At 59.1% G+C, this 24,141-nt stretch carries 17 protein-coding genes and 2 pseudogenes; 9 read left to right on the top strand and 10 right to left on the bottom strand.

The window, feature by feature from the left end:
• Positions 1-219 precede the first annotated feature (219 nt).
• Positions 220-1,377, top strand: coding sequence for a D-alanyl-D-alanine-carboxypeptidase/endopeptidase AmpH (ampH, locus tag GJV78_RS08100; RefSeq protein WP_155107843.1), 1,158 nt, complete (start codon positions 220-222; stop codon positions 1,375-1,377).
• On the opposite strand, the gene iprA is transcribed toward ampH, so the two are convergent.
• Positions 1,378-2,001, bottom strand: a complete 624-nt coding sequence (gene iprA, locus GJV78_RS08095; protein WP_155107842.1) for a hydrogen peroxide resistance inhibitor IprA — start codon at positions 1,999-2,001, stop codon at positions 1,378-1,380. It abuts the gene before it with no gap.
• Positions 2,002-2,084: 83 nt separating this feature from the next.
• Positions 2,085-5,003: an autotransporter adhesin EhaB gene (gene ehaB, locus GJV78_RS08090; protein ID WP_155107841.1), complete on the bottom strand. Its 2,919-nt coding sequence runs from the start codon at positions 5,001-5,003 to the stop codon at positions 2,085-2,087.
• Between the two features lie 617 nt (positions 5,004-5,620).
• Here ehaB and hemB point away from each other — a divergent pair.
• Positions 5,621-6,595, top strand: a complete 975-nt coding sequence (gene hemB / locus GJV78_RS08085) for a porphobilinogen synthase (RefSeq protein ID WP_155107840.1) — start codon at positions 5,621-5,623, stop codon at positions 6,593-6,595.
• Positions 6,596-6,645: 50 nt separating this feature from the next.
• On the opposite strand, the gene tauD is transcribed toward hemB, so the two are convergent.
• The 4 genes from tauD to tauA are packed head-to-tail and all read right to left on the bottom strand — an operon-like array spanning position 6,646 to position 10,052.
• Positions 6,646-7,497 (bottom strand): taurine dioxygenase, encoded by an 852-nt coding sequence (gene tauD, locus GJV78_RS08080; RefSeq protein ID WP_155107839.1) that lies wholly within the window; start codon positions 7,495-7,497, stop codon positions 6,646-6,648.
• Positions 7,494-8,318: a taurine ABC transporter permease TauC gene (gene tauC / locus GJV78_RS08075; protein ID WP_155107838.1), complete on the bottom strand. Its 825-nt coding sequence runs from the start codon at positions 8,316-8,318 to the stop codon at positions 7,494-7,496. The genes tauD and tauC overlap by 4 nt, the downstream gene beginning before the upstream one ends.
• Positions 8,315-9,082, bottom strand: coding sequence for a taurine ABC transporter ATP-binding subunit (gene tauB / locus GJV78_RS08070; protein ID WP_155107837.1), 768 nt, complete (start codon positions 9,080-9,082; stop codon positions 8,315-8,317). The genes tauC and tauB overlap by 4 nt, the downstream gene beginning before the upstream one ends.
• Before the next feature lie 10 nt (positions 9,083-9,092).
• A complete protein-coding gene (gene tauA / locus GJV78_RS08065; RefSeq protein WP_155107836.1) occupies positions 9,093-10,052 on the bottom strand; it encodes a taurine ABC transporter substrate-binding protein in 960 nt (319 codons plus the stop codon).
• A gap of 247 nt (positions 10,053-10,299) precedes the next feature.
• On the opposite strand from tauA, the gene GJV78_RS08060 reads away from it, so the two are divergent.
• The 7 genes and pseudogenes from GJV78_RS08060 to GJV78_RS08030 all read left to right on the top strand — a co-directional run.
• Positions 10,300-10,929, top strand: coding sequence for a response regulator transcription factor (locus GJV78_RS08060; protein ID WP_155107835.1), 630 nt, complete (start codon positions 10,300-10,302; stop codon positions 10,927-10,929).
• The gene (locus GJV78_RS08055; RefSeq protein ID WP_155107834.1) at positions 10,929-12,470 is read left to right on the top strand and encodes an MASE1 domain-containing sensor histidine kinase; all 1,542 of its coding nucleotides are present in this window, start codon (positions 10,929-10,931) and stop codon (positions 12,468-12,470) included. Before GJV78_RS08060 ends, GJV78_RS08055 begins: the two co-directional genes overlap by 1 nt.
• Positions 12,471-12,554: 84 nt before the next feature.
• The gene (uhpC, locus tag GJV78_RS08050) at positions 12,555-13,856 is read left to right on the top strand and encodes an MFS transporter family glucose-6-phosphate receptor UhpC (protein ID WP_155107833.1); all 1,302 of its coding nucleotides are present in this window, start codon (positions 12,555-12,557) and stop codon (positions 13,854-13,856) included.
• Positions 13,856-14,887, top strand: a complete 1,032-nt coding sequence (locus GJV78_RS08045) for an ABC transporter substrate-binding protein (RefSeq protein ID WP_155107832.1) — start codon at positions 13,856-13,858, stop codon at positions 14,885-14,887. The genes uhpC and GJV78_RS08045 overlap by 1 nt, the downstream gene beginning before the upstream one ends.
• A 64-nt stretch (positions 14,888-14,951) precedes the next feature.
• Positions 14,952-17,030 carry an ABC transporter permease gene (locus tag GJV78_RS08040; protein WP_155107831.1) on the top strand — a complete coding sequence of 693 codons (2,079 nt, stop codon included), beginning with the start codon at positions 14,952-14,954 and terminating at the stop codon, positions 17,028-17,030.
• 11 nt (positions 17,031-17,041) lie between these two features.
• Positions 17,042-18,091, top strand: coding sequence for a ferric ABC transporter ATP-binding protein (gene fbpC, locus GJV78_RS08035; protein ID WP_155107830.1), 1,050 nt, complete (start codon positions 17,042-17,044; stop codon positions 18,089-18,091).
• A gap of 341 nt (positions 18,092-18,432) precedes the next feature.
• Positions 18,433-18,753, top strand: a pseudogene (locus GJV78_RS08030) (MFS transporter); the annotation flags it as partial.
• Positions 18,754-18,793: 40 nt separating this feature from the next.
• On the opposite strand, the pseudogene foxA reads toward GJV78_RS08030, so the two are convergent.
• The 4 genes and pseudogenes from foxA to GJV78_RS08010 all read right to left on the bottom strand — a co-directional run bounded on the left by foxA (position 18,794) and on the right by GJV78_RS08010 (position 24,063).
• Positions 18,794-20,901: pseudogene (foxA, locus tag GJV78_RS08025) on the bottom strand (ferrioxamine B receptor FoxA).
• A 121-nt stretch (positions 20,902-21,022) separates the two neighbouring features.
• Positions 21,023-22,009, bottom strand: coding sequence for an AraC family transcriptional regulator (locus tag GJV78_RS08020; protein WP_155107829.1), 987 nt, complete (start codon positions 22,007-22,009; stop codon positions 21,023-21,025).
• A gap of 604 nt (positions 22,010-22,613) precedes the next feature.
• Entirely contained in the window at positions 22,614-23,171 is a 558-nt protein-coding gene (locus GJV78_RS08015) for a hypothetical protein (protein WP_155107828.1), read from the bottom strand.
• 346 nt (positions 23,172-23,517) lie between these two features.
• Positions 23,518-24,063, bottom strand: coding sequence for an OmpH family outer membrane protein (locus GJV78_RS08010; RefSeq protein WP_155107827.1), 546 nt, complete (start codon positions 24,061-24,063; stop codon positions 23,518-23,520).
• Positions 24,064-24,141 lie beyond the last annotated feature (78 nt).

Genomic DNA, 24,141 nt, shown 5'->3' with positions numbered 1-24,141 from the left:
TCGCCGGTAAAACGCCGCTTTTGCCCACCGTTACGTTTTTAACACTATTCTTACTCTCATTAGCGCTTTGCAATGCGCCGTCAGGTAGTATAAACACGCCTGCGCCGCCGCCCCGTAAGCCGGTTCATCGCCGCGTTACGCCTCGTCGGGCAATTCACATTTCCGGCGTATCCGGAACGACGCGCGGCTGTTTTTTCTTTTAACTTATGGACACGACCGTTGAAACGTAGCCTGCTCTTTTCTGCCGTGCTGTACGCGGCATCATTGACCCCCACCCAGGCAGCACAGCCTCTTACCGCCCCGGAATTCGCCTCCGATATCGTCGAACGCTATGCCGATCATATTTTTTACGGCAGCGGCGCTACGGGGATGGCGCTGGTGGTGATCGACGGCAACCAGCGCGTTTTTCATAGCCTTGGCGAAACCCGTCCGGGCAATAACGTCCGCCCGCAGCTGGACTCGGTGATCCGCATCGCCTCTCTCACCAAGCTGATGACCAGCGAGCTGCTGGTAAAATTACGCGATCGGGGCACGGTGAAGCTGGACGATCCGCTAAGCAAATATGCCCCACCCGGCACCCGCGTGCCGACGTGGCAGGGAACCCCCATCCGGCTGGTGAACCTGGCGACCCACACCAGCGCCCTGCCGCGCGAACAGCCCGGCGGCGCGGCGAAACGCCCGGTCTTCGTCTGGCCGACGCACCAGCAGCGCTGGCGCTGGCTGTCGACGGCCACGCTGAAGAGCGCCCCTGGCTCGCAGGCCGCCTATTCTAACCTGGCATTCGACCTGCTGGCCGACGCGCTGGAAACCGCCGCGGGCAAGCCCTATCCCCAGCTTTTTGAAGAGCAGATTACCCGCCCGCTGGGGATGAAGGACACCACCTTCACGCCGTCTCCGGATCAGTGCAGACGGCTGATGATTGCCGAAAAAGGAGCCAGCCCCTGCAATAATACGCTGGCGGCGGTGGGCAGCGGCGGCGTCTATTCCACGCCGGGAGATATGATGCGCTGGATGCAGCAGTATCTTTCTTCAGATTTTTATCACCGCAGCAGTCAGGCCGATCGTATGCAAACGCCGATCTATCAGCGCTCGCAGCTGACTAAAGTCATAGGGATGGATGTGCCCGGAAAGGCGGATGCGCTCGGTCTCGGCTGGGTGTATATGGCACCGAAGAACGGCCACCCGGGCATCATACAGAAAACCGGCGGCGGCGGCGGATTTATCACCTATATGGCAATGATTCCGCAGCAAAATATCGGCGCTTTTGTCGTGGTAACCCGTTCTCCACTCACCCGATTTAGTAATATGAGCGATGGGATCAACGATCTGGTGAGCGAGTTGAGCAGAAGTAAGGTGCAGAGTGTTCCTGCCACCTGATTAATATTCAAAAGGCAGGCGGGTAATATTGACCAGTTTGCCTTTTTTCATTTCGATGTAGCCGCCCTTGCGCAGGGCCGCAAGGATCTCCGCCACGACCGAGCGAGAAATACGGGTTTTTTGATGAATATAATTCATTACGCCAATTCGACTACGCAACTGCTCATCCCACTTTATCATTGACAGCAGGGTGGCGCGAATTTGTTCATAAGAGTTGTTGCCTATTAACTGAACATCGCGTAGTTCCAGCGTACGATTTTGCCATGCCAGCCAACAAAACGCCTCCCGCCACAGCTGTTTTTCTTCAATAATTTTTATCATTTTAGATGCGGGGAGATAATAGCCGGTACAGTTACTTTCAGTTATTAATTTATAATCAACCTCATTTTTTATTACGCCATCAGCTAACCCCATAATAAACGGTGCCTGGTCAATGCCGATCAGTACATTTTCTCCCCTACGCAGGGAAAAAACGCCCTCTGTAATAAAAAATGTGTTGTCTTTATTTAAATCGGTAGAATATAGAGGTTGTTTTTCATCGGCGATCTCAAAACGTGTGCCGTATGCAGACAAACATTTATCAAGCTTCCCAAACTCCCGTAAAGGTTTACTTAGTGATAGCATGCATACTTCCCTTGCATTAATGCCCGTCATATCCATGACGGGCATTTTTTAGTAAATAACTTTACTCCCTTAAAGGGAATTGATTACCAGGTGTACTTCACGCCCAGGTTAGCAGACCAATCCTGGTCTACATCGCCACCACCCAGATAGTTAACATCGGTGTACGCGCTGAAGTTTTTGGTAAAGCTGAACTGCGTACCCAGACCCACGCGAACCGCAGAGCCTTTAACGCCGTTGTCGATGGAATCACGGTTTACGTCGCCATCGTTGCTGGCGTCGTCATAAACGTAGGCCAGTTTGAAGTACGGCGTCAGCGCCTGGTCATCACTGTAAGTGAAAGTGTAGCCCGCATCAACACCCAGTTCATAACGGATGCTGTCATAAGACTGCCCGTCAACCTTCATGTTGTTGCTCAGACGATAGTCATCACCAGACTGGAACAGACCGGATACGCTGCCGTAAGGCGTAACGTAGCCCGCTTCGCCCAGTTTCCAGTCGTAGCCCAGCTTCAGGCCAAAGCCCCATGCGTCGGAGGAGGTGTCGCCGCTGACGTACTGGCCGTTGCTCATGTTAGCCGTTAAATCACTGTTGAAGTGAGAGTAGCTCAGAGAGCCATCAACAAAGATATCATTGGCGAAGCGAGCGGACGAGTAGATGTACGCAGACTGGCTATCCTGATCGACCTGGCCGCTGTGGTGGCTCATGTCACCCTTAGCAAAACCGGCCGCCGCACCGACGATCCACTTAGCGTAGTTGCCGTCAACTTTGGTATCAACACCAACCATAATACCGTGAACGTCCTGGTCGTAGCGGATGGTGCCGTTGTCGCCATCGAAGCTACCGCCGAAGTAGGAGACCCATACGCCGCCGTTGTCCGCCAGGCCATGACGCGCGTTGGTCAGACGGTTACCGAGGGTATCCTGCTCCAGGTTCCAGATATTGGTGTTGGCCGACGGAATGCTCAGCGCCATGTTAGCGTAGTCGGTCAGGCCCATCTGCTGCAGAACAACGGTGTTGCCTTCCTGCCTTGCCTGGTAGGTATAAGCACCCAGATCGGCTTTGTTAGCAGCAAAGAATGTAGCGGTGCTGTGCTGGTCATTCACGTAGATCAGCTCTTTGCCTTTGTAATCAGCGACGGAGCCTTCGCCCGTTGCATTATCAACGCGCACCTTGTAGTTACCAACCGCGGCAGCCACGTTATCGCCCGCGTTATCCACCTCTTCCAGAACGGCATCGTTAGCATCGCCGTTGCCGTTAATGGTCAGGTGACCGTCAGAGTTCATGGCGATCAGGCCGTAGCCGTAGTTAGACTTAGTGGTGTCGTTGGTACGATCGTTCACCAGGTCGGCGCTCAGCACAAAGCGGTTGCTGTTGATGTCGAACACGCCGGCGTTCACGTGGCCGTTTGCGTCGGTGTAGCTGGTCAGGTTCAGCACATCAGCCTGCAGGGCATAGGCCGCATCGCTCTTAACGTTCAGCAGACCGTTATTGGTGATATTGATGGTGTTGGCGTAGAGCGCCGCGCTATCGGTGCCCCAGCCAGCCGACACGTCTTCGGACAGCGTAACGGTACTGTTGTTGATGGTCAGCGCATCGGTCGCCACGTGACCATCTTCTTTGATGTTCAGGGCAGAACCGTCGGTCAGCTCAACGGTGTCGGAAATCAGCCAGGAGTCCGCCACGTTCACGCGGGAGCCGCTGGTGATTTTCAGGCTGTCGATGAGCGAAGTTTTGGTGGTATCCCACTGGGAGCCGTTTTTCAGCGTTACGTTGAACAGGCCGCTCTGGTAAACCTTGTTACCGACAACGTGTCCGCTTTCATCGTAGACGGTGTCGCTGTTGTCGATCCCGAAGACTGAACCATGCCACAGGCTGTTCGCTTCAATGTCGTACAGAGTCGCCGTCGCGTCGGTTCCAGGCTTAAAGCTGTCGTAAACGCCGTCGCCATCGCTATCAACCTGATGCACGGAGATCGCCGCGCCCACCCACTTGCTGCCGTTGTCCAGCGTCACGTCCATACGGTCGGTGCCGTCCCAGCCGTTGGTGTCCGGCAGGGAGTCGCTGTCGCGATAGCTGTCTGCGCCCTGCGGGAAGAAGTTATGGTCAAAGTTGCTGGAGAAGAAAACGTCGCCCATCAGGGTGGAGTTGCTGAGGTTGACCACCGTCTGCATGGCGTTGTCAGCGTTCGGATTAGCGATAGCGGAAATCGCATGATCGTCGGCGTCATAAATATCAACGCCGTTGTAGTCGCTGGCGTTGCTGGTATTGCCGAACCAGCCGGAGGTGCCTTCGTCAGACCATGAGCCGGAGGTCACGGTAGAGTTCGACACGTTGATGGTGTTGTTAAAAATTTCTTTGCTGTCAACGCCGGTGCTGACGGTGTTGTCGTCAGTATCAAGCCACTGATAGCCCTGCGTCAGGCTGATGCCCGCAACGTGGGAGTTATTTTTAATAACCAGATCAACTTCCTGATCCAGCGTAATCGCGGTGCCTAAGTTATAGGTATCAACAGCGTGAGAGTCCGGGGCGTCGTTATAGGTGCCGTTATAGACATAGTGCTCGTAGTTGTCGTCAATCGTTGTGTTATCAACGGTCAGCGCCAGACGGTTATAGATATAGTCGGCGTCACGGTCAACACAATCCGTCGTCAGGCACTTTGAAGTAATCATACCGTGGATGGTGCTGTTTTTAATGGTCAGGCTGTTCGGATTGCTGTTGGTAGAGAGACCATTATCCAGATAGTAGGTGGAGATAACGCCGTTAACGGTTGACTTATTAATAACCGGATAGATGTTGCCGTTGTAAACGCTATCGGTGCCGAAATTATTCCAGCCCACATAGCCTCTATATTTAACACCATGATCCGACGTATCGTGAAGGTGATAAAAGGTTTCGTAAGTCGTACCGGAGACATCCGTAGAAGCATTTGCCTGAGAAGTGATTGCCAGCGTGCAAGCCAATGCTAATTGTGATACTACAAGTTTCTTTTTCCAGGAGTGCATTTGTCATCCCTCCTCAGGGATTTAATATCGTTGATCCATCAATTATTAATGCATAAAAAACATTGTAATGTTTCGCCAAACGATTATGCGATGTCATAGATGAAAGGTTCAATTACTGTTTTCTCTAAGTCCGGAACCGGACGAATATATAAATTACCTCTCTGCCGACGCCCATCACCACGCGCGTCCACAACCCCCGGAAAAATAAGTTTAAAATTGCATATAAAACAGAGTAAAAATAGCAGAGTGGCGCAACAAATCCAGGATAAAATGACGGCAAAAATCCTATTTAAATTATTCTTAAAACGCGCTCATCCATCGCTTTTAAAAATAAAAAATCAATATTTGATTCCAGTAACAAATATAAGAATTTTAACCTGGTCGATAAGATTTTATTTAACACCACGCTTCTCGCGGAAAATTGCGTTTAGCTTCCGCTTCGCCGCGGCGTAGCCAATTCGGTATTTTACCCTTAGCGCCTGGCCCATCGGGCACCCCGCCGAAACCGCAGCGTACAGGCCAGGCCCGGCCAGCCGCTAATGGGCCACATTCATAAAACACCCCAGGCCCGCTTCGGGTATACTAGCGGCTTTGGTTCCACAAACATCAGGCATCCCATGAAAGACTTAATCCATCGCCCCCGCCGCCTGCGCAAATCTGCTGCGCTGCGCGCTATGTTTGAAGAGACAACACTCAGCCTGAACGACCTGGTGTTGCCGATTTTTGTTGAAGAAGAGCTTGACGAGTACAAGGCCATCGAGGCCATGCCCGGCGTCATGCGTATCCCGGAAAAGCATCTGGCACGTGAAATCGAGCGCATCGCCAACGCCGGCATCCGCTCGGTCATGACCTTCGGCATTTCCCACCACACCGACGACACCGGCAGCGACGCCTGGCGGGAAGAGGGGCTGGTGGCGAGAATGTCGCGCATCTGCAAGCAGACGGTGCCGGAGATGATCGTCATGTCCGACACCTGCTTTTGTGAATACACCTCTCACGGCCACTGCGGCGTGCTGGGCGAGCACGGCGTGGATAACGACGCCACCCTGGTGAACCTGGGCAGACAGGCCGTCGTTGCCGCCGCAGCGGGAGCCGATTTTATCGCGCCTTCCGCGGCGATGGACGGCCAGGTGCAGGCGATCCGCCAGGCGCTGGACGCCGCAGGTTTTACCGATACCGCCATCATGTCCTACTCCACTAAGTTCGCCTCCTCGTTCTACGGCCCGTTCCGCGAGGCGGCGGGCACGGCGCTGAAGGGCGATCGTAAAACCTACCAGATGAACCCGATGAACCGTCGGGAAGCGATCCGCGAATCGCTGCTCGACGAAGCCCAGGGCGCGGACTGCCTGATGGTGAAACCGGCGGGGGCCTACCTCGACGTGCTGCGCGAGATCCGCGAGCGCACCGAGCTGCCGCTGGGGGCGTACCAGGTCAGCGGCGAGTATGCGATGATCAAATTCGCCGCGATGGCGGGTGCTATTGATGAAGAAAAAGTGGCGCTGGAGAGCCTGGGCGCAATCAAACGCGCGGGCGCGGATCTAATCTTCAGCTACTTTGCGCTGGATCTGGCCGAGAAAAAAATCCTGCGTTAATGCCTCCCCGGACGCTGCCGGCCCCTCCGGCAGCGCCTGTCTGTAAATGCTCACCCCGCCCGCCAGAAGGGCCGATCCCCGAGAACGGTCGCCCGGTGCATGATCCGCCGCTGGGGCAGATAGTCGGCGTTGGCGTAATGCTGGGTAACGCGATTATCCCAGATAGCCAGATCGTCAGGCTGCCAGCGCCAGCGCACCTGAAACTCCGGTCGGGTCACGTGGGCGAACAGAAAGGCCAGCAGCGCTTCGCTCTCTCTTTCCGTCACATCGACAATCCGCGTGGTAAAACCTTCATTAACGAACAGCGCCTGCCTGCCGCTCAGGGGATGGGTGCGCACCACCGGGTGCAGCAGCGGCGGATGCGCGGCGGCCACCTCCCGCCAGCGACGGTGCTCCTCATCGCTTCTGCGGTGCTTATGCTCCGGAAACGACTTGCGAAAGTCATGCTCCGCCCGCAGGCCGCTCAACAGGCGACGCAGCGGCGCGGAGAGGGCCTCAAAGGCGGCGATGCCGCTGGACCACAGGGTATCGCCGCCGGCCGCCGGCAGCGTTTTCGCCGCCAGAATCGCCGCGGCGGGGGGCGTTGCAATAAAGGTGACATCGGTGTGCCAGTTATCATTATCCGGCGGGTTATCGTTGTGGGTGTCCAGCACGATAATCTCCTCAACCCCTTCGGTGTGCGGATAGACCGGATGAATATGTAGTTCGCCGAAGCGCTGGGCCAGCGCGCGCTGCTGCTGCGGGGTCACGGCCTGTTCGCGCAGAAACACCACCTGATGACGCAGCACCGCATGGTACAGCTGCTCAAACTGGTTATCGCTCAGCGGGCGGGTCAGATCGACCCCGGAGACCAGCGCGCCGATGTGCACTCCCAGCGGGGTAATCTGTAAACGTTCGCTCATTGTCCTTCTCCATGCCAGGGCGTCAGACAGCGCTGAAGCGCACGCAGCCCAAGTTCTAAAATAAAGGCAATCGCCGCAATCACCGCGATGCCCGCCAGCACCACGTCGGTGGCGAGAAATTCGCCGGCCGACTGCACCATAAAGCCTAAGCCGCGCGTCGCCGCAATCAGCTCCGCCGCCACCAGCGTCGACCAACCGACCCCCAGCCCGATGCGCAGGCCGGTGAGGATCTCCGGCAGCGCGCCGGGCAGGATCACCAACCGCAGCACCTGCATCCGGCTGGCTCCCAGCGAACGGGCGGCGCGAATGCGCACCTGGCGCGCGCTCGTCACCCCCGCCAGGGCCGACATGGCGACGGGGGCAAAAATGGCCAGATAGATCAGCAGGATCTTCGAGGTTTCACCAATCCCGAACCAGATCACCATCAGCGGCAGATAGGCCAGCGGCGGCACCGGGCGATAAAGCTCAATAATCGGATCGAGTATGCCGCGCACCGTCTGGCTCAACCCCATAGCAATCCCCACCGGCACCCCCAGCACCAGCGCCGCCAACAGTGCCAGCACAATGCGCGTCAGGCTGGCCGCCAGATGCTGCCACAGCGTGGCGTCCATAAACCCCTGCGGCCCGGCAATGACGATCAGTTTTTGCAGCACCAGCCCCGGCGGCGGCAGAAACAGCGGGCTAATCAGCTGCAGCCCCGTCACCGCCCACCATGTCGCCGCAACAACCGCCAGAGTGCTCATGCTGAGCGTTATCCGCCGGGAAAACGGCCAGCGCCACTGCATACTCCGCCGCGGCTTGTCGTTGGCAACCTCATTCATGAGAAGGCCTCCCGCTGTGCAAAAACGCGGCTTAAAACATACTCGCGCATCTCGATAAACTGCGGATCGGACTTAATGCTGCGTACCGGCTCTCCGGCCACAAAGCGACGGGAGAAGTCGAGCGGCAAATGTTCCACTATCCTCCCCGGCCCAGGAGAGAGCAGTACCAGTCCGGTGGCCATAAACACCGCTTCTTCAATATCGTGGGTAATCAGCAGCACCTGCCTGCCGGTCTCATACCAGAGCGTCAATAGCAGGGTTTGCATCTGCTCGCGGGTAAAGGCATCCAGCGCGCCGAAAGGCTCGTCCAGCAGCAGAAGCTGCGGGTTCGCCGCAAGGGCGCGGGCAATACCGACGCGCTGGCGCTGACCGCCGGAGAGCTGCCAGATAAAGCGCCGCCCCGCCCCCTCCAGCCCAACCTTTTTCAGCATCTCCGCGGCGATTTTCCGCCGTCGCGCCTTCGCTATACCGGCCAGCTGTAGGCCAAAGGCCACGTTATCCTCTACGCTGCGCCAGGGGAGCAGCCCCTCATGCTGGAACACCACGCCGCGATCGGCACCCGGTCCATTCACCCGTCGCCCCGCCAGCCGGATGCTGCCGTGCTGATACGGCACAAAGCCAGCAATCAGATTCAGCAGGGTGGTTTTACCGCAGCCGGAGGGACCCAGCACCACCAGCAGCTCGTCGAGATCCAGCGACAGCGTGATATCCTCCAGCACCGGTTTCCCCGAATAGCTGGCGGAAAGATGAGAGATTTGCAACATCTGCGCCTCCTTATTGCACAAAGCGGCTGGTGACGTACTGGCTGTAGTCGGCGGCCGCGGCAGGCACTTTGCCCTGCGCCTTAAGGAAGCGTACGGTATCGATAATAACTTTATTCACCGCCCCCTCCAGCTCGGTGACCTGCTGCCGCTGCGTCAGCCAGACGTTACCTTTAAGCAGCGCCGGCACGTCCGCTTCCGGCACGCCGCTTAAGCGCGACAGCTTACTGAGGTTCTGCGGCTGCTTCAGCCAGGCGTCGGGGCTGGCAATATAGGCCTGCTGGGCCGCGATGGCGCTTTTGGCGAAGGCTTTCACCACCTGCGGATATTTTTCAGCAAAATCTTTGCGCACCACCCAGACGTCCAGGGTGGGCGCTCCCCATTCGCCTACCTGCCTGGAGTCGGTCAGCACCCGGCCCTCCTTTTCCAGCTCGTTCACCGCCGGTGCCCAGACGTAGGCACCGTCAATATCCCCGCGCTGCCAGGCGGCGATAATCTCCGGCGGCTGGAGATTGACAATTTCCAGTTGGCCGGGCTTGATGCCCCAGTGCTTCAGCGCCGCCAGCAGGCTGTAATGGGTAGTGGAGGTAAACGGCACCGCGATGCGCTTACCAATCAGATCCTCCGGCCGGCCGAGGTTTTTTTTGACTATCAGCGCTTCGGAACTGCCGAGCTTTGCGGCGAGCAGAAAAACCTCAATGGGCACCTGCTGACCGGCGGCCACCGCCAGCGGGCTGGAGCCGAGATTGCCGATCTGCACATCGCCCGAGGCCAACGCGCGAACAATGCTTGCCCCGCTGTCGAATTTGCGCCAGTCGACGGTCGCCCCGCTCACGGTAGCGAAGGTGTTATCCGCCTGCGCCACCTTCGCCGGATCGACGGAAGTTTGATACGCAACGGTGACGTTAACCGCCTGCGCCTGAAAGGCGATAAACGCCAGCGCGGCAAGAAGTGTGCGCGATGTGCTAACCATTGTGTCTGCTCCCCTGTCTCGTTGTGGGTGCAGTATTTCGTGGTGCCGGGGGTTAATAAAGGAATTAAAACGTCTAATTAATAACCAACTGTTTTTAGAAAAAAAAGCACAGGGTAGCCATTTTTATCATATAGCCTTCGCTGCCCGTGCCATTTTGTTACCTTCGTTACACATTCGGGCGCGGCCGATTGCCAGCGCGCCGCCGCCGGGCATCATAGAGCCATTTTACTGGGCAGGAGAGGTAGAGATGATTCGAGTGGCGCTGATCGATGACCATGTGGTTGTCCGCTCCGGTTTTGCGCAGCTGCTGAGCCTTGAGGAGGAGCTGGAGGTGGCAGGTCAGTACGGCTGCGCGGCGGAGGCCTGGCCCGCCCTGCTGCGCAATGCGATAGACGTCGCGGTGATGGATATCGCCATGCCGGACGAAAACGGGCTGAGCCTGCTGAAGCGGCTGCGCGCGCAGAAGCCGGGCTTTCGCGCCATTATCCTCAGCATTTACGACGCGCCAAGCTTTGTGCAAAGCGCCCTCGACGCCGGGGCCAGCGGCTATCTGACTAAGCGCTGCGGGCCGGAGGAGCTGGTACGGGCGGTGCGCGCCGTCGGCATGGGCGGGCACTATCTGTGCGCCGACGCGCTGCGGGCCCTGCGCGGCGGCGAACAGCCGCCCAGGGCGCTGGCGGCCCTGACCCCGCGCGAGCGCGAGGTCTTTGCGCTGCTGGTTAAAGGAGAGAGCGTGAAGGAGATCGCCTTCCGGCTCGATCTCAGCCATAAAACGGTGCACGTGCATCGCGCCAACGTGCTGGACAAGCTGCAGTGCCACAACGCCATTGAGCTGGTCCACTTCGCCCTCGAGCATCAGCTGTTGGCGAGCCACTAATGTCGGGCACGCTTCGCCGGGCGGCGGTTTCGCTGTTTATCGTACTGGCCTGGGGATGCGGCTGGCTGATGCTGTGGACCCTCGGCTTTCACCTGACCCACAGCGGTCTGCAGGCGGCGCTGTTCCTGCCCCACGGCGTCTGTCTGGCGCTGCTGATCCTGCTCCCGCGCCGCTACTGGCCCGCCCTGGCGCTGACGCCGACGGCGATCCTGCTCTGGCTGCACGGCGAAGGGCTGCTCGACGACTACGCGCCGCTGGCCGCACCGCTGATTAGCCTGCTTCCCGCCGCCCTCGCCCAGCGCTTCTGGCACCGTTTTCCACTCTACTGGCAGCGGCTGAGCCTGCTGCTGGCGGCGGTGACCGCCGCCTCGCTGCTTAATACCGCCCTGCTGTCGCCCTTTACGGCGGCCCCGACGATCCTGCCCGGACTGGCCTCTTTTACCGGCGGCGTGCTGCTGACCCCGTTCGTTTATTTGATCTTTGCCTTCCTTCGCCAGCAGCACCGCGAGCATCTGCTGGGGCTGGATATGCCCGCCCCGCCGCTGCGCAGCTCGCTGATCGTCTGGTGCAGCCTGTTTTTTATCATCGGCATCGCCACCCAGATGGTGCTGTCGCCGGAGATCGAGCGCCTGCTGCTGATCGTGGTCTTTCTGCCCAACGTGGTGATGGCGTGGAAGTTCGGCTGGCAGGGCGGCGTGCTCTCCGGCCTGCTCGGCAGCATAACCATCGCTATCGCTCGCCAGGTGGGCATCGGATTCAGTAACCTGGTGGAGCTGGAAATTTTTCTCGCCACCCAGGCGCTGCTCGGCGTCGGGCTGGGGATCGCCATCAGCCGCCAGCAGCACCTGGCGCGCAACCTGCACCACTATCGCCAGCGGCTGGAGACCGAGCTGGCGGCGCGGCGGGCGCTGGCCGAAAAGCTGATCCACAGCGAAGAGGATACCCGCAAACGCCTGGCGCGCGAGCTGCACGACGAAATCGGCCAGAATATCACCGCCATCCAGATCCAGTCCCAGCTGGTGAGCCGGGTGAACGAGCCGCAGCAGGTGCAGGCCGCCGCCGCGCAGATCGCCGATCTCTCCCGGCGCATTCATCTCTCCACCCGTCAGCTGCTGCGCCAGCTGCGCCCGCCGGCCCTTGACGAACTCTCCTTTAAAGAGGCGCTACACCATCTGCTTAACGAGTTCGCCTTTGCCGAGCGCGGCATCCGCTGCCGCTTTGACTACCGGCTGGCGGCCACGCCCCAAAGCGAAACGCTGCGCTTCACCCTCTACCGGCTGCTGCAGGAGCTGCTTAATAACGTCTGTAAACACGCCCGGGCCAGCGAAGTGCGGGTCTCGCTGCGCCAGCAGGACGAGGTGCTCTGTCTTGAGGTGGAGGATAACGGCGTGGGGTTCGGCCCGGAAACGTGCCCCGGCCTTGGCATCCAGGGGATGCGCGAGCGGGCCAGCGCCCTCGGCGGCGAGCTGCGCCTCGACGCCCGCTCCGGCACGCGGGTAACTGTTAACCTGCCCACAAATTTACATCAGGCCCGCCAGTAACCAGGAAAAAATCTTAGCCATCGCCGACTTTCTCTCATCTCCTTTGCGCCTGACTTTTTTATAGTCGGCAAAACGGAGACCGCCATGCCCTCACGCTCAACAAAAGATATCGATCGACGCTACCGGACGCTGCGCCTGCGGCTGCTGCTGTGCATGGTCATCGGCTACGCGGCCTTTTATCTGACGCGCAAAAGCGTTAACTACGTGCTCCCCGCCCTGCAAACGGATCTGGGGCTGGATAAGGGCGCTATCGGCCTGCTGGGATCGCTGTTTTACCTGGCCTACGGCCTGTCAAAATTTACCGCCGGGCTATGGCATGACGGCCACGGGCAGCGCGGCTTTATGGGAGTTGGCCTGTTCGCCACCGGCGCGCTGAACGTGGCGTTCGCCTTCGGCGAATCCCTGACGCTGCTGCTGATCGTCTGGACGCTGAACGGCTTTTTTCAGGGCTGGGGATGGCCGCCCTGCGCCCGGCTGCTGACCCACTGGTATTCGCGCAACGAGCGCGGCTTCTGGTGGGGCTGCTGGAATATGTCGATCAACATCGGCGGGGCAATTATCCCGCTTATCAGCGCCTTTGCCACCCTGCGCTGGGGCTGGCAGGCGGCGATGCTGTTCCCCGGCGTCATCGGCATGGCGACGGGGACGTGGCTGATGCTACAGCTGAAGGGCACGCCCAGAGAGGAGGGGCTGCCTTCGGTGGGCGACTGGCGCAAGGACCCGCTGGAACTGCGCCAGGAGCAGCTTAGCCCGCCGATGGGGCTGTGGCGGATGCTGCGCGTCACGATGTTGAAAAACCCGACCATCTGGCTGCTGGGCGTCTCATATGTGCTGGTTTATCTGATCCGCATCGCGCTCAACGACTGGGGCAACCTCTGGCTCACCGAAAGCCGCGGCGTCAACCTGCTCAGCGCCAACGCCGCGGTGATGCTGTTTGAAGCGGGCGGCCTGCTCGGGGCGCTGTTCGCCGGATGGGGTTCCGATCTGCTGTTCAGCGGCCAGCGGGCACCAATGATTTTGCTGTTTACGCTGGGGCTGATGGTCTCCGTCGCCGCGCTGTGGCTGGCACCGATGCATCACGATGCGCTGCTGGCGGCCTGCTTCTTCACCGTCGGCTTTTTTGTCTTCGGCCCGCAGATGCTGATTGGCCTCGCCGCGGTGGAGTGCGGGCATAAGGCGGCGGCCGGCTCGATCACCGGCTTTCTCGGCCTGTTCGCCTACCTGGGGGCCGCGCTGGCGGGCTGGCCGCTGTCGCAGGTGATTGAACGCTACGGCTGGTCGGGAATGTTCAGCCTGCTGGCGATGGCCGGGGCCCTGATGGTTTTACTGCTGATGCCGCTGCTGATGGCGGGCGTCACCTCTCTTCACAGACCAAGGATAAAATAATGAAAATGACCTTCACCTCGACTCTGCTCGCCTCCGCCCTGGCGCTGGCGGCCTTAACCAGCGCGGCGCAGGCCAAAGGCCGGCTGGTGGTGTACTGCAGCGCCACCAACGAAATGTGCGAAGCGGAAACCAAAGCCTTCGGCGAAAAATACGCCGTGAAAACCACCTTTATCCGCAACGGCTCCGGCAGCACCCTGGCGAAGGTGGACGCCGAGAAGAAAAACCCGCAGGCCGACGTCTGGTACGGCGGCACCCTCGATCCGCAGTCCCAGGCCGGAGAAATGGGCCTGCTGCAGCCGTATCAGTCGCCGAACCTTGCTCAGGTGATGGAAAAATTCCGCGATCCGGCCAGGGTGAAGGGCAACCTGACCTCCGGCGTCTACGTCGGCATTCTGGGCTTTGGCGTTAACACCCAGCGCCTGAAAGAGAAAAATCTGCCGGTTCCCCGCTGCTGGCAGGATCTGACCAAAGCCGACTATAAGGGCGAAATCCAGATCGCCGATCCGCAAAGCTCCGGCACCGCCTACACCGCGCTGGCGACCTTCGCCCAGCTGTGGGGCGACGAAAAGGCTTTTGACTACCTGAAACAGCTCAACGCCAACGTCTCACAATACACCAAATCCGGCATCGCCCCGGCGCGCAACGCCGCGCGCGGCGAAACGGCCATCGGCATCGGCTTTCTGCACGACTACTCGCTGGAAAAGGAGCAGGGCGCACCGCTGGAGCTGATCGCCCCCTGCGAAGGCACCGGCTATGAGATCGGCGGGATCAGCATTCTGAAGGGAGCGCGCAATGCTGATAACGCCAGGCTGTTCGTCGACTGGGCGCTGTCGAAAGAGGCCCAGGAGCTGGCCTGGAAGAGAGGCAAGTCGTACCAGATCCCAACCAACACCACCGCCGAAACCTCGCCGAACTCGCTGAAGCTCGACGACCTGAAGCTTATCGATTACGACATGGATAAATATGGGTCGACCGAAGTTCGCAAGCAGCTGATCAACAGGTGGGTCAGCGAAGTGAAGATGGGCAAATAAGCCCGCACTTGACGTTTAACGCCCGGCGCTGCCCGCCGGGCCACGATTACACAGCGGAAAACCTATGTCACAGACGCGCGCACAGCGTCCCGTAAACAAGCGGGATGCGATATTTTTTTGGGTTTTTCTCGGCTGGCTGGCCTTCGCCCTGCTGCCGAGCTGGAGCCTCGACTACGGCCTGCTGGAGTCCACCGGCGATGAGATCCTCGACGCCTACGGCTGGTCCAGGCCCAACCTCAGCTGGCTGTGGTATCTGCTGCCTGGCCTGCTGCTGATCCGCCCGCGCCGCCCTCAAGGGCGGGAGCGGCGCGGCCGCCACTACCTCGACGCGGGCTGGGCGCTATTGTGCATGGCCGTTATCGTGGTCAGCGCGACGCTGGAGGGCCGCGGCTTAGGCTACGCCACGGTCGTGCAGTTTGTCGCGCTGGGGGCCGTGATGACCCTCGCCCTGACCCGTCTTGACTGGCTGGGCGGCGACCGCTTCGTTATCGGCTCGCTGGTGGCCATCGTGGCGCTGATCGGCGTGTTTATCGTCTGGCCGAGCGTCGCCATTTTCATCCCGATGTTCACCGACGAGGCGGGGGGATTCGCCCCGCTGGCCTTTATGACGGTGCTGTCACAGGCGCATATCATCCAGGTGATCCTCAACTCCATCGCCCTGTCGATCGCGGTGGGCGTCGGCTGCACCTTCTTCGGGCTGGTGCTGGCGATCTATACCACCCGCATCGCCCGGCGCGGCGCGGTTATCGGCCGCGTCTTCTCGATTCTGCCCATCGTCACCCCGCCGTTCGTCGTGGGCCTGGGCGTCACGCTGATGATGGGGCGCTCCGGCTATCTCACCGAGCTGATGGTGACGTGGTTCGGGCTGACCAATACCAGCTGGCTGTACGGCTTCACCGGCATCTGGCTGGCGCAGGTGCTGGCGTTCACCCCGATGGCCTTTATGATCCTCGACGGGGCGATTAAAACCATTCATCCCTCGCTGGAGGAGGCCTCCTACACCCTGCGCGCCAGCCGCTGGCAGACCTTCAACGGGGTGTTTGTGCCGCTGCTGAAGCCGGCGCTGGCCAACGCCTTTCTGATCGTGGTGGTACAGTCGCTGGCCGACTTCAGCAACCCGCTGGTGCTCGGCGGCAGCTTCGACGTGCTGGCGACGCAGATCTACTTCTACATCACCGGCTCGCAGCTCGACTATCAGGCCGCCAGCACCCTCGGCGTCTTCCTGCTGCTGTTCTCGCTGCTGGTGTTCTGCATCCAGTATCTGTGGATCGGCAAACGCTCCTACGTCACCGTCTCAGGGAAATCCTACCGGGGCGACGTGCAGCCGCTGCCGGTGGCCCTGGTGTGGTGCGTGCTCGCCCTGCTGGTTATCTGGATCGCCTTCAACGCCCTGCTCTACGGCAGCATTTTCTACGGCAGCTTCACCGTCAACTGGGGCGTGGACTACACCCTGACGCTGGATAACTTTATCAAGCTGTTCGGCCAGGGGATGAGCGACGGCGCGTGGCCCTCCCTGCTCGACACCCTGCTCTACGCCGGGATCGCCGCGCCGATCACCGCCGCTTTCGGCCTGCTGATCGCCTGGGTAGTGGTCCGCCAGCAGTTTACCGGCAAAAAGGCCATCGAGTTCACCACGATGCTGTGCTTCGCGGTGCCGGGCACCGTGGCGGGCGTCTCCTATATTCTCGCCTTTAACGGTGCCCCGGTGTATCTCACCGGCACCGCGGCCATCGTGATTATCTCGATGGTGATGCGCAACGTGCCGGTGGGTATTCGCGCCGGGATCGCGGGCTTAGGGCAGATCGATAAATCGCTGGACGAGGCCTCGCTCAGCCTGCGCGCAGGCTCTCTGCGCACCATCACCCATATTCTGCTGCCGCTGCTGCGTCCGGCGATTCTGTCGGCGCTGATCTACAGCTTCGTCCGCGCCATTACCACCGTCAGCGCCATCGTGTTCCTTGTAACGCCGGATACCCGGGTGGCGACGGCCTGGATCCTCAACCGGGTGGAGGATGGAGAATATGGGGTGGCGATCGCCTACGGCTCGATCCTGATCGTGGTCATGCTGGCGATTATTTTCCTCTTTGACTGGCTGATCGGGGAAGCGCGAACGTCCCGTTCAAAGGCCAAAAACCAGGCGTAATGGAGCGCACTATGAGTCAGAAAAATTTTGTTGAGCTGCGCAACGTCAGTAAGCGATTCGCCAGCAACACCGTTATCGACGGCATTAACCTTACAATTCCCCAGGGGCAGATGGTAACGCTGCTCGGCCCCTCCGGCTGCGGCAAGACCACCATCCTGCGGCTGGTGGCCGGGCTGGAAAAACCGAGCGAGGGGCAGATATTTATTGACGGTGAAGATGTTACTCATCGTTCTATTCAGCAGCGCGATATCTGTATGGTGTTTCAGTCCTACGCCCTGTTTCCGCATATGTCGCTGGGCGATAACGTCGGCTACGGCCTGAAGATGCTCGGGGTGCCGCGCGGCGAGGTGAAAGCGCGGGTGAAAGAGGCGCTGGCGATGGTCGATCTGGAGGGATTCGAAGAGCGTTATGTCGATCAGATCTCCGGCGGCCAGCAGCAGCGCGTGGCCCTGGCCCGCGCCCTGATCCTCAAGCCGAAGGTGCTGTTATTTGATGAGCCGCTGAGCAACCTCGACGCCAACCTCAGGCGCAGTATGCGCGATAAGATCCGGGAGCTGCAAAAGCAGTTTACGATCACCTCGCTGTACGTGACCCACGATCAGAGCGAGGCCTTCGCGGTCTCTGACACCGTGCTGGTGATGAATAAGGGGCATATTATGCAGATCGGCTCGCCGCAGGATCTCTACCGCCTGCCGGCGTCGCGCTTTATGGCGAGCTTTATGGGGGACGCCAATCTGTTGCCGGCCACCTTTAGCGAGGCGTATGTCGACATCCACGGCTACCGCCTGCCGCGCCCGGCGCACTTTGCCGTCGACGGCACCGGCACCGTCGGCGTGCGTCCGGAGGCGATTACGCTGAGCGATCGCGGCGAGGAGAGCCAGCGCTGCGTCATTGAGCACGTGGCCTATATGGGGCCGCAGTATGAGGTGACGGTGACGTGGCACGGCCAGCCGCTGCTGGTGCAGGTTAACGCCACCCGGCTGCAGCCCAACGCCGGCGAGCGCTATTATCTTGAGATCCACCCGTACGGTATGTTTCCGTTAGCCCAGGCAGAAGCATAAGGGCAAGGTGAAAGCAAAAAGGCGGCTCCGGCTGCCTTTTTTAGGGCTTGCTCCCTCTCCCGGAGGGAGAGGGAAATGGCCCGGAGTCGCCAGGCAGCTGCGCACCCGTCGCCAGCCATTGGCCCGATATCATCGCTTAATGCCCATTTACCCAGGTTCAGCGGCGGCAAACTGTCTTAGGCTACGTTCTCTGTTCAGAATGAGAGGGAATAAACGCCATGAATATCATCCAGATCCGCAACCCCACCGTGGCGCTGCCCGTGGCCCTGCTTACCGCCCGGCAAAACGGCGCGCAGATCGTTGGCCTGTGTCCCGGTGCCTTTGTGCTGGGCTACGCCGGACTGCTGGCGGGGGCGATTATGTCGGTGCGCATCGTCGGATCGTCGTTCGCCACCCCGGCGCTGGAGGTGGTGATCCTCAAAACCCTGCATATGTTTGAGGTGCGCTTTTCGGCCACCATCTATCTGGTGTGCTTCTGCTTCTTCAAACAGCTGGCGATGATCTTTATGTCGATCTTCGCCGGCAATATGTATGAGAGCATCGGCTTCCAGGGGGCCTGCCTGGTGCTGGGGCTGGTTGCGCTGGGCTTTACGCTGCTCTCCGCCTTCACCCTCAGCGGGCCGGGGCCGATATCGCTGCTGCGCCGCCGGGAAGCGGCCTGAGAGTGCGACGGCCCGACGTCAGGCCGGGCCGTTTTCGCCATCAGAATGCCCAGGAGAGGCTGCCAACGACGCTGCGCTCCGCGCCAAAGTAGCAGTACGAGAGCGAGTTACAGGCCGCCACGTAGCGCTTGTCGGCAAGGTTGTTAACGTTGAGCTGCGCGCTGATTCCCTTCAGGCCGACGTTCGCCAGATCGTAGCCCACCGCATATCCACCAGCGTGTAGGACGGCAGGGTGTGGGTGTTCAGGCGATCGCTGGCGAGGCCGTTGACGTAGCGCACGCCGGAGCCGAGGGTCAGTCCCGCCAGCGGCCCGCTTTTCACGTCGTAACTCAGCCAGGCGCTGGCCTGGTTACGCGGGGCGTACACCGCGCGTCGCCCCTGCTCCTGGGGGCTACTTTTCCGGTAGCGAATGTCGGTGTAGGTATACGCGGCCTGCAGGCGTAAACCATCGCTCAGTTGGCTGATGGCCTCCAGCTCCACCCCTTTCGATTCGATCTCGCCAATCGCCCGCCAGGGATCGGTCGGCTCCTCTTTGGTAGCAATATTGGTCTGGTTGATGCGGAACAGCGAGGCGCTGAACTGACTGTTCAGCCCCTCCGGCTCATACTTCACCCCGGCTTCCCACTGGCGGCCCTTCATCGGCTCCAGCACGTTGCCATTCTCATCGGTAAAGCTGGTGGGGGTAAAGGCGGTGGAGTAACTGACGTACGGCGCCACGCCGTTATCAAACAGGTACAGCAGCGCCGCGCGGGTGCTGAGGTTATTTTTGTCCAGATCGCTGCGCGAACCGTGGAATTTATCAATGTTCGAGATGCTGACCTGGTCGTAGCGCCCGCCAAGGGTCAGACGCCAGCGCTCCCAGGCGATCTGATCCTGCAGGTAGTAGCCGGTCTGGCGCAGCTTGTGCTGCTCCCGGGCGTACTGAGCGATGGCGATGGGCTGCGCGCCGTAAACCGGGTTGAAGGCGTCAATGGGCGGAAACGCACCGGCGTAGCTGGCGGTGTGGTTGCTGCGATCCTGGTAGTCAATGCCCAGCAGCAGGCGGTGGTTTACCTCCCCGATGTCGACGCTGCCGTCGAGCTGGTTATCAACGGTGATGGCGTTCATTTTTTCGTCAGAGCCGGAATAGCCGCGGTTCAGCTCGGTCTCATTCAGCCAGCCCGCCGCGTAGACCTGGTTCAGCGTCACTTTGGTGTGCAGATAGCGCAGCTTCTGGCGCAGCGTCCAGCCGCCGTCGAACAGATGCTCCACGTTATAGCCGACCATATTTTCCCGGCGATCGTACTTGTCGTAATCGTCCTCGCCCTCAAAGAAAGTATTGGAGATTTTGCCGCCGCCGTGCGCAACGACGGTGCCGTCATAGGGCAGGCCGGAGTGGCTACCGCCTTCCGGATCCCGGTGCAGGTAGGCCATCAGGTCGAGGCGCGTCCGCTCGCCGATGCGCCAGGTCAGGCTCGGCATCAGGGCATAGCGCTCCTCTTTCAGCGTGTCGAACTGCGAGTCGGCGTAGCGCGTCATGCCGCTCAGGCGCGCCGCCACCCGCTCGTTATCGTCCAGCGGGCCGGTGAGGTCAAACGCCGCCCCGCGCTGATGATGGCTGCCCGCGGTGAGCTTCACTTCGCCGCCGGGGTCGAACGCAGGTTTGCGCGAAGTCAGGGCGACAATCCCCCCCGGCGAGGAGCGGCCGTAGAGCACCGAGGCCGGGCCGCGCACCACCTCAATGTTCTCTAAAAACCACGGATCGACCACCAGCGAGCTGTGCGAGTTGGTGTCGCCCATCAGCTTCAGGCCGTCAAGGTAAACGTTGTCGAGGCTGCCGTCGGAAAAGCCGCGCAGCACGATGTAGTCAAAGCGGTTGGAAGCGCCGATCTGGTTGCTGTAGACCCCCGGCGTATAGCTGACGGCCTGGCGCACGCTGGTGGCTCCCTGCTCCTCGAACTGCCGACGGGTGATTATCGACACCGACTGCGGGGTTTCCAGATCCGGAGTCGCCAGCCTGGTGGCCCCGCTCTGCATCTGCGAGGTGACCACCAGCGTATCGTTTTTTGTCGTTTCCTGAGCCAGCAGCGGGAACGCCGCGCCGCCCATCACCACTCCCACCAGCAGCGCGAGGCGAGTTTTCGCAACCATGAATATCTCCAAAGGCACACTTAATTGTTAATAAGAATTATTACCTTTTTGCACGCGCCGATAGCTATGCTGAACGCCAGGTCAGCTATGCGTAACGCCACAGTCGACGCCCGGAGGTCGCGCAGCCTGAAAAAATGGCTTAGCGCAGTTTGTGCACCTCACCCGGCGGAAAGCCATAGCGGCGGCGAAAGGCGGTGGAGAAATTGGTGGCGTGCTGATAGCCCGACATCCACGCCGCCTGCTGGACGCTGTAGCCCTCCAGCAGATAGCCGCGGGCGCGGGCCAGCCGACAGTCGCGCAGGTAGTCAAAGACCGAACGACCGTAGGCGAGGCGGAACTTGCTGCGCAGGCTGCTGGGGCTCATGGCCGCGCGGCCGGCCAGTTCGCTGAGGGTGTACTCTTTTTCAGGCTCCTGCTCCAGCAGGCGTCTGATCCGCTCCAGCCGCTGCCGCTCGCCGCTGGCCGCCGCCAGACACCGGCCGCTCTCCGCCTGGCATACGCTCAGCCCATGCCCGAACAGCTGCAGAATCAGCCCTTCCAGCATCAGCTGACGCGAAACCTCGCTGAGATCGGTCCGGCGGGCGTACTGCAGGCCGTTCAGCATGAAGCCCGGCACCGGCCAAATCAGCGCCGGCGCGGAGCAGCGCTGCCATTCGCGCATCAGCGACTCCAGCAGGCCGTTGCGCCAGCCGTCGTCCGGATGAAGCCCCAGGGAGAGGGTGCGCAGCCGACGCTCTGCCCGGTGGCAGGCGCGCATAACCTGCTGCTCGCTGAGGCGCGAGCTGAAGGCCATCCCGGCGCGCAGCTGATACGCTTCTCCGTTGAGGGTCAGCGCCACCTCGCCTTCCAGCACCACCAGCATATAGAGCGGGCTACTGTGGCGGGAGGTGGTCTCATAGGGCTGCAAAACCTGAACGTCCGAATGGGTCACGCACATGCCGCAGGGCAGCGTCAGCTCCTCAATTTCGCCCTGCAGAACCGGGCTAAGCAGGCGATCCGTCTTCGGCGTCAGGCCGGGAAAGCGATAGTCGATGCCGTAGCGCTCGCCAAAGTCCATAAATTCACTGACGGAGAAGATTTTTCCCGCCGCGGGGGCGGGGAAACCAGGGACGGAGATGTTATTCATGCCGACGTCTGCACAGGAAGTGGAGGTATTGAGTGCTGCACACCTTACCACTGCGCACAGACGCCGACAATTCAGATGAGAACAATTATCAGTCGTTATGCCGGTTTGCCCGGCGGCTCAGGCGGCGCGAAAGCCCGCGGAGGCCATCAGCAGCCGGAACAGCATTCCCACCACCGCCAGCCTTCGGTTATTTTCGCCTCTTCCAGGCCGCGCCGGAGATTATTCAGCAATAACAGCCGGATGGCGGTGTGAAATAGTGCCGCCGGAGGCGCGGTTTATTTAACGCTGAACGCGCGGCGGCTTATTAAGCGTAGACGTCTCCCCCCAACCTTCAAGCCGGCGAAAATAGCGAAGCGGCGGCATGGCTCCCCCGTATCCGATATCGCCGGTCACACCTCAGCAATTCCAGTGGCCCGTTACACCTTCCGGGTGGAGGGAGCTGAATAAGCGGCGTTGATATCGCTTCGCCGGATTGTCCTCGTTCACCCCGGTCACTGACTTCGATAAGCTTTTGAGGATTACCGGGAGCATCCCTCTCCCTTAGGCGGCCCGGGCCAGCTCCGGAAGTGGTCAAAACGCGCAGCGTTTTGTCCTGCAACTCGAATTATTTAGGGTATAAATACATTAAACGACTGTCGCGAAAAAAAGGCAGCGAGCTACAGTACATGAGTATTTTAGGGTGCCGGGTGGTTAGATGAAACTTCTTGAGAAGTCTCAATTTCACAGCATAGAGAATTTTGACATTAATCCCTGTTATTTTTGAAATGTCCTGCACGGATTTCAATTGATAAATAAACATACTGACAAATAAAACATCCATGTAGCTAAAGCGCTCTCTTTTTATCTCCCGATAATCAAACGACCATATTGCCTTAATCAACTCCAGAGCCGTAGCTTTTTTAGTGACATAACCCATGCGGATAGTATTATTATTATCAGCCGGCGTATCAAATATATAAATCACATTAAATTTATAAGCCAGAATATTTTCTACCGTTCTCCTTCGCTGATGCGACTCAATAGCGATGATATAAAGATCATAATTACTTCGCTGCAGAAAGCGCTCATCATTGACAAAAGTAAGATCCACACCATGTAAGGTTAAGCACGCTTTTACGCCCATAGTGTAAAAAAGGTCGTCACTTAAGAAAGCTATTTTCATGTTCCCTCACTTATAGTCTGGTCCATTAGGGCTATTATGTCTGTTACTTTGAACCTGGGCGGTATCCGCACAAAACGTATCGCGTTTTGAACGTCCGTCAGGTGGGCTCCCTGCCGGAGGAAGCTTCACGAATGCTCCTCACGTACTACCTGTACGCTCCGGTTGCCGCGCTGTCCGTATACAGCCTGCGCCAGTTACGCCTGATGGGTCAGGTATTTAGCCGCGCGTTTACTACCACATAAAAACAGACTGGAAGATTCGACATACGCCTGATGCCGCAATTTGGTTCGCCTATACCCGCCATGCGGCCTGAATCATTTTGGGGTTATATTCTCAAGATTCATGTCTATTTTTTACCAGAACCCGATTTATCCGTAACCGGCCGCGGGTCCTGCGGAGGAATAGCCTTAATCGTTATTTGAGGTAATGGCCCAAAATCAACTTTTACATCCTTCAGTAAAACGAGCGCCTTATTAGTGATTTCAACGTTTACTTCAGCCGCCACAACGTTTGTTTTATCAATAACCACCGCGTAACCTTCTTTCTGTTGAATTTCATTAATTACACTTCGTACTTCATCCATCACCGCTTCTCTTGCTGCTTTTTGTTGCATCGTCCAAAGCATATTAATCGTTTTGGTATCCGCCTGTTGCGCCTCCTGTGTTCGGCGGCGGTCGGTAACATCCTTATACTTTTCCTGGGCCTGCAGATTGGCTTGTAATAAAATTTTTTTCACCTCCTCCAGCCTTTTTTGCTCCTGCTGTGCAAGAGGCGAATTAGCTAACAAACCATTAATATCAACGGTGGCTATTTTGCTTTTTGTATCGCATCCAGAAATTAAAAACAGTAAAAATAATACGGTAGCATATAACGCAGTGAAACGTTTTCGCATTGAAACATCCTTTGTCTGTTAAGAGGCCTCTCCCTGGCCGGGAGAGGATTTATATCCGTCATACTTCAAATTGCATGT

Source organism: Intestinirhabdus alba (genome assembly GCF_009711095.1).
Classification (GTDB): Bacteria; Pseudomonadota; Gammaproteobacteria; order Enterobacterales; family Enterobacteriaceae; genus Intestinirhabdus; species Intestinirhabdus alba.
Note: the sequence above shows the minus strand (reverse complement) of the source record. Positions and strands in the feature narration are given on the sequence as shown.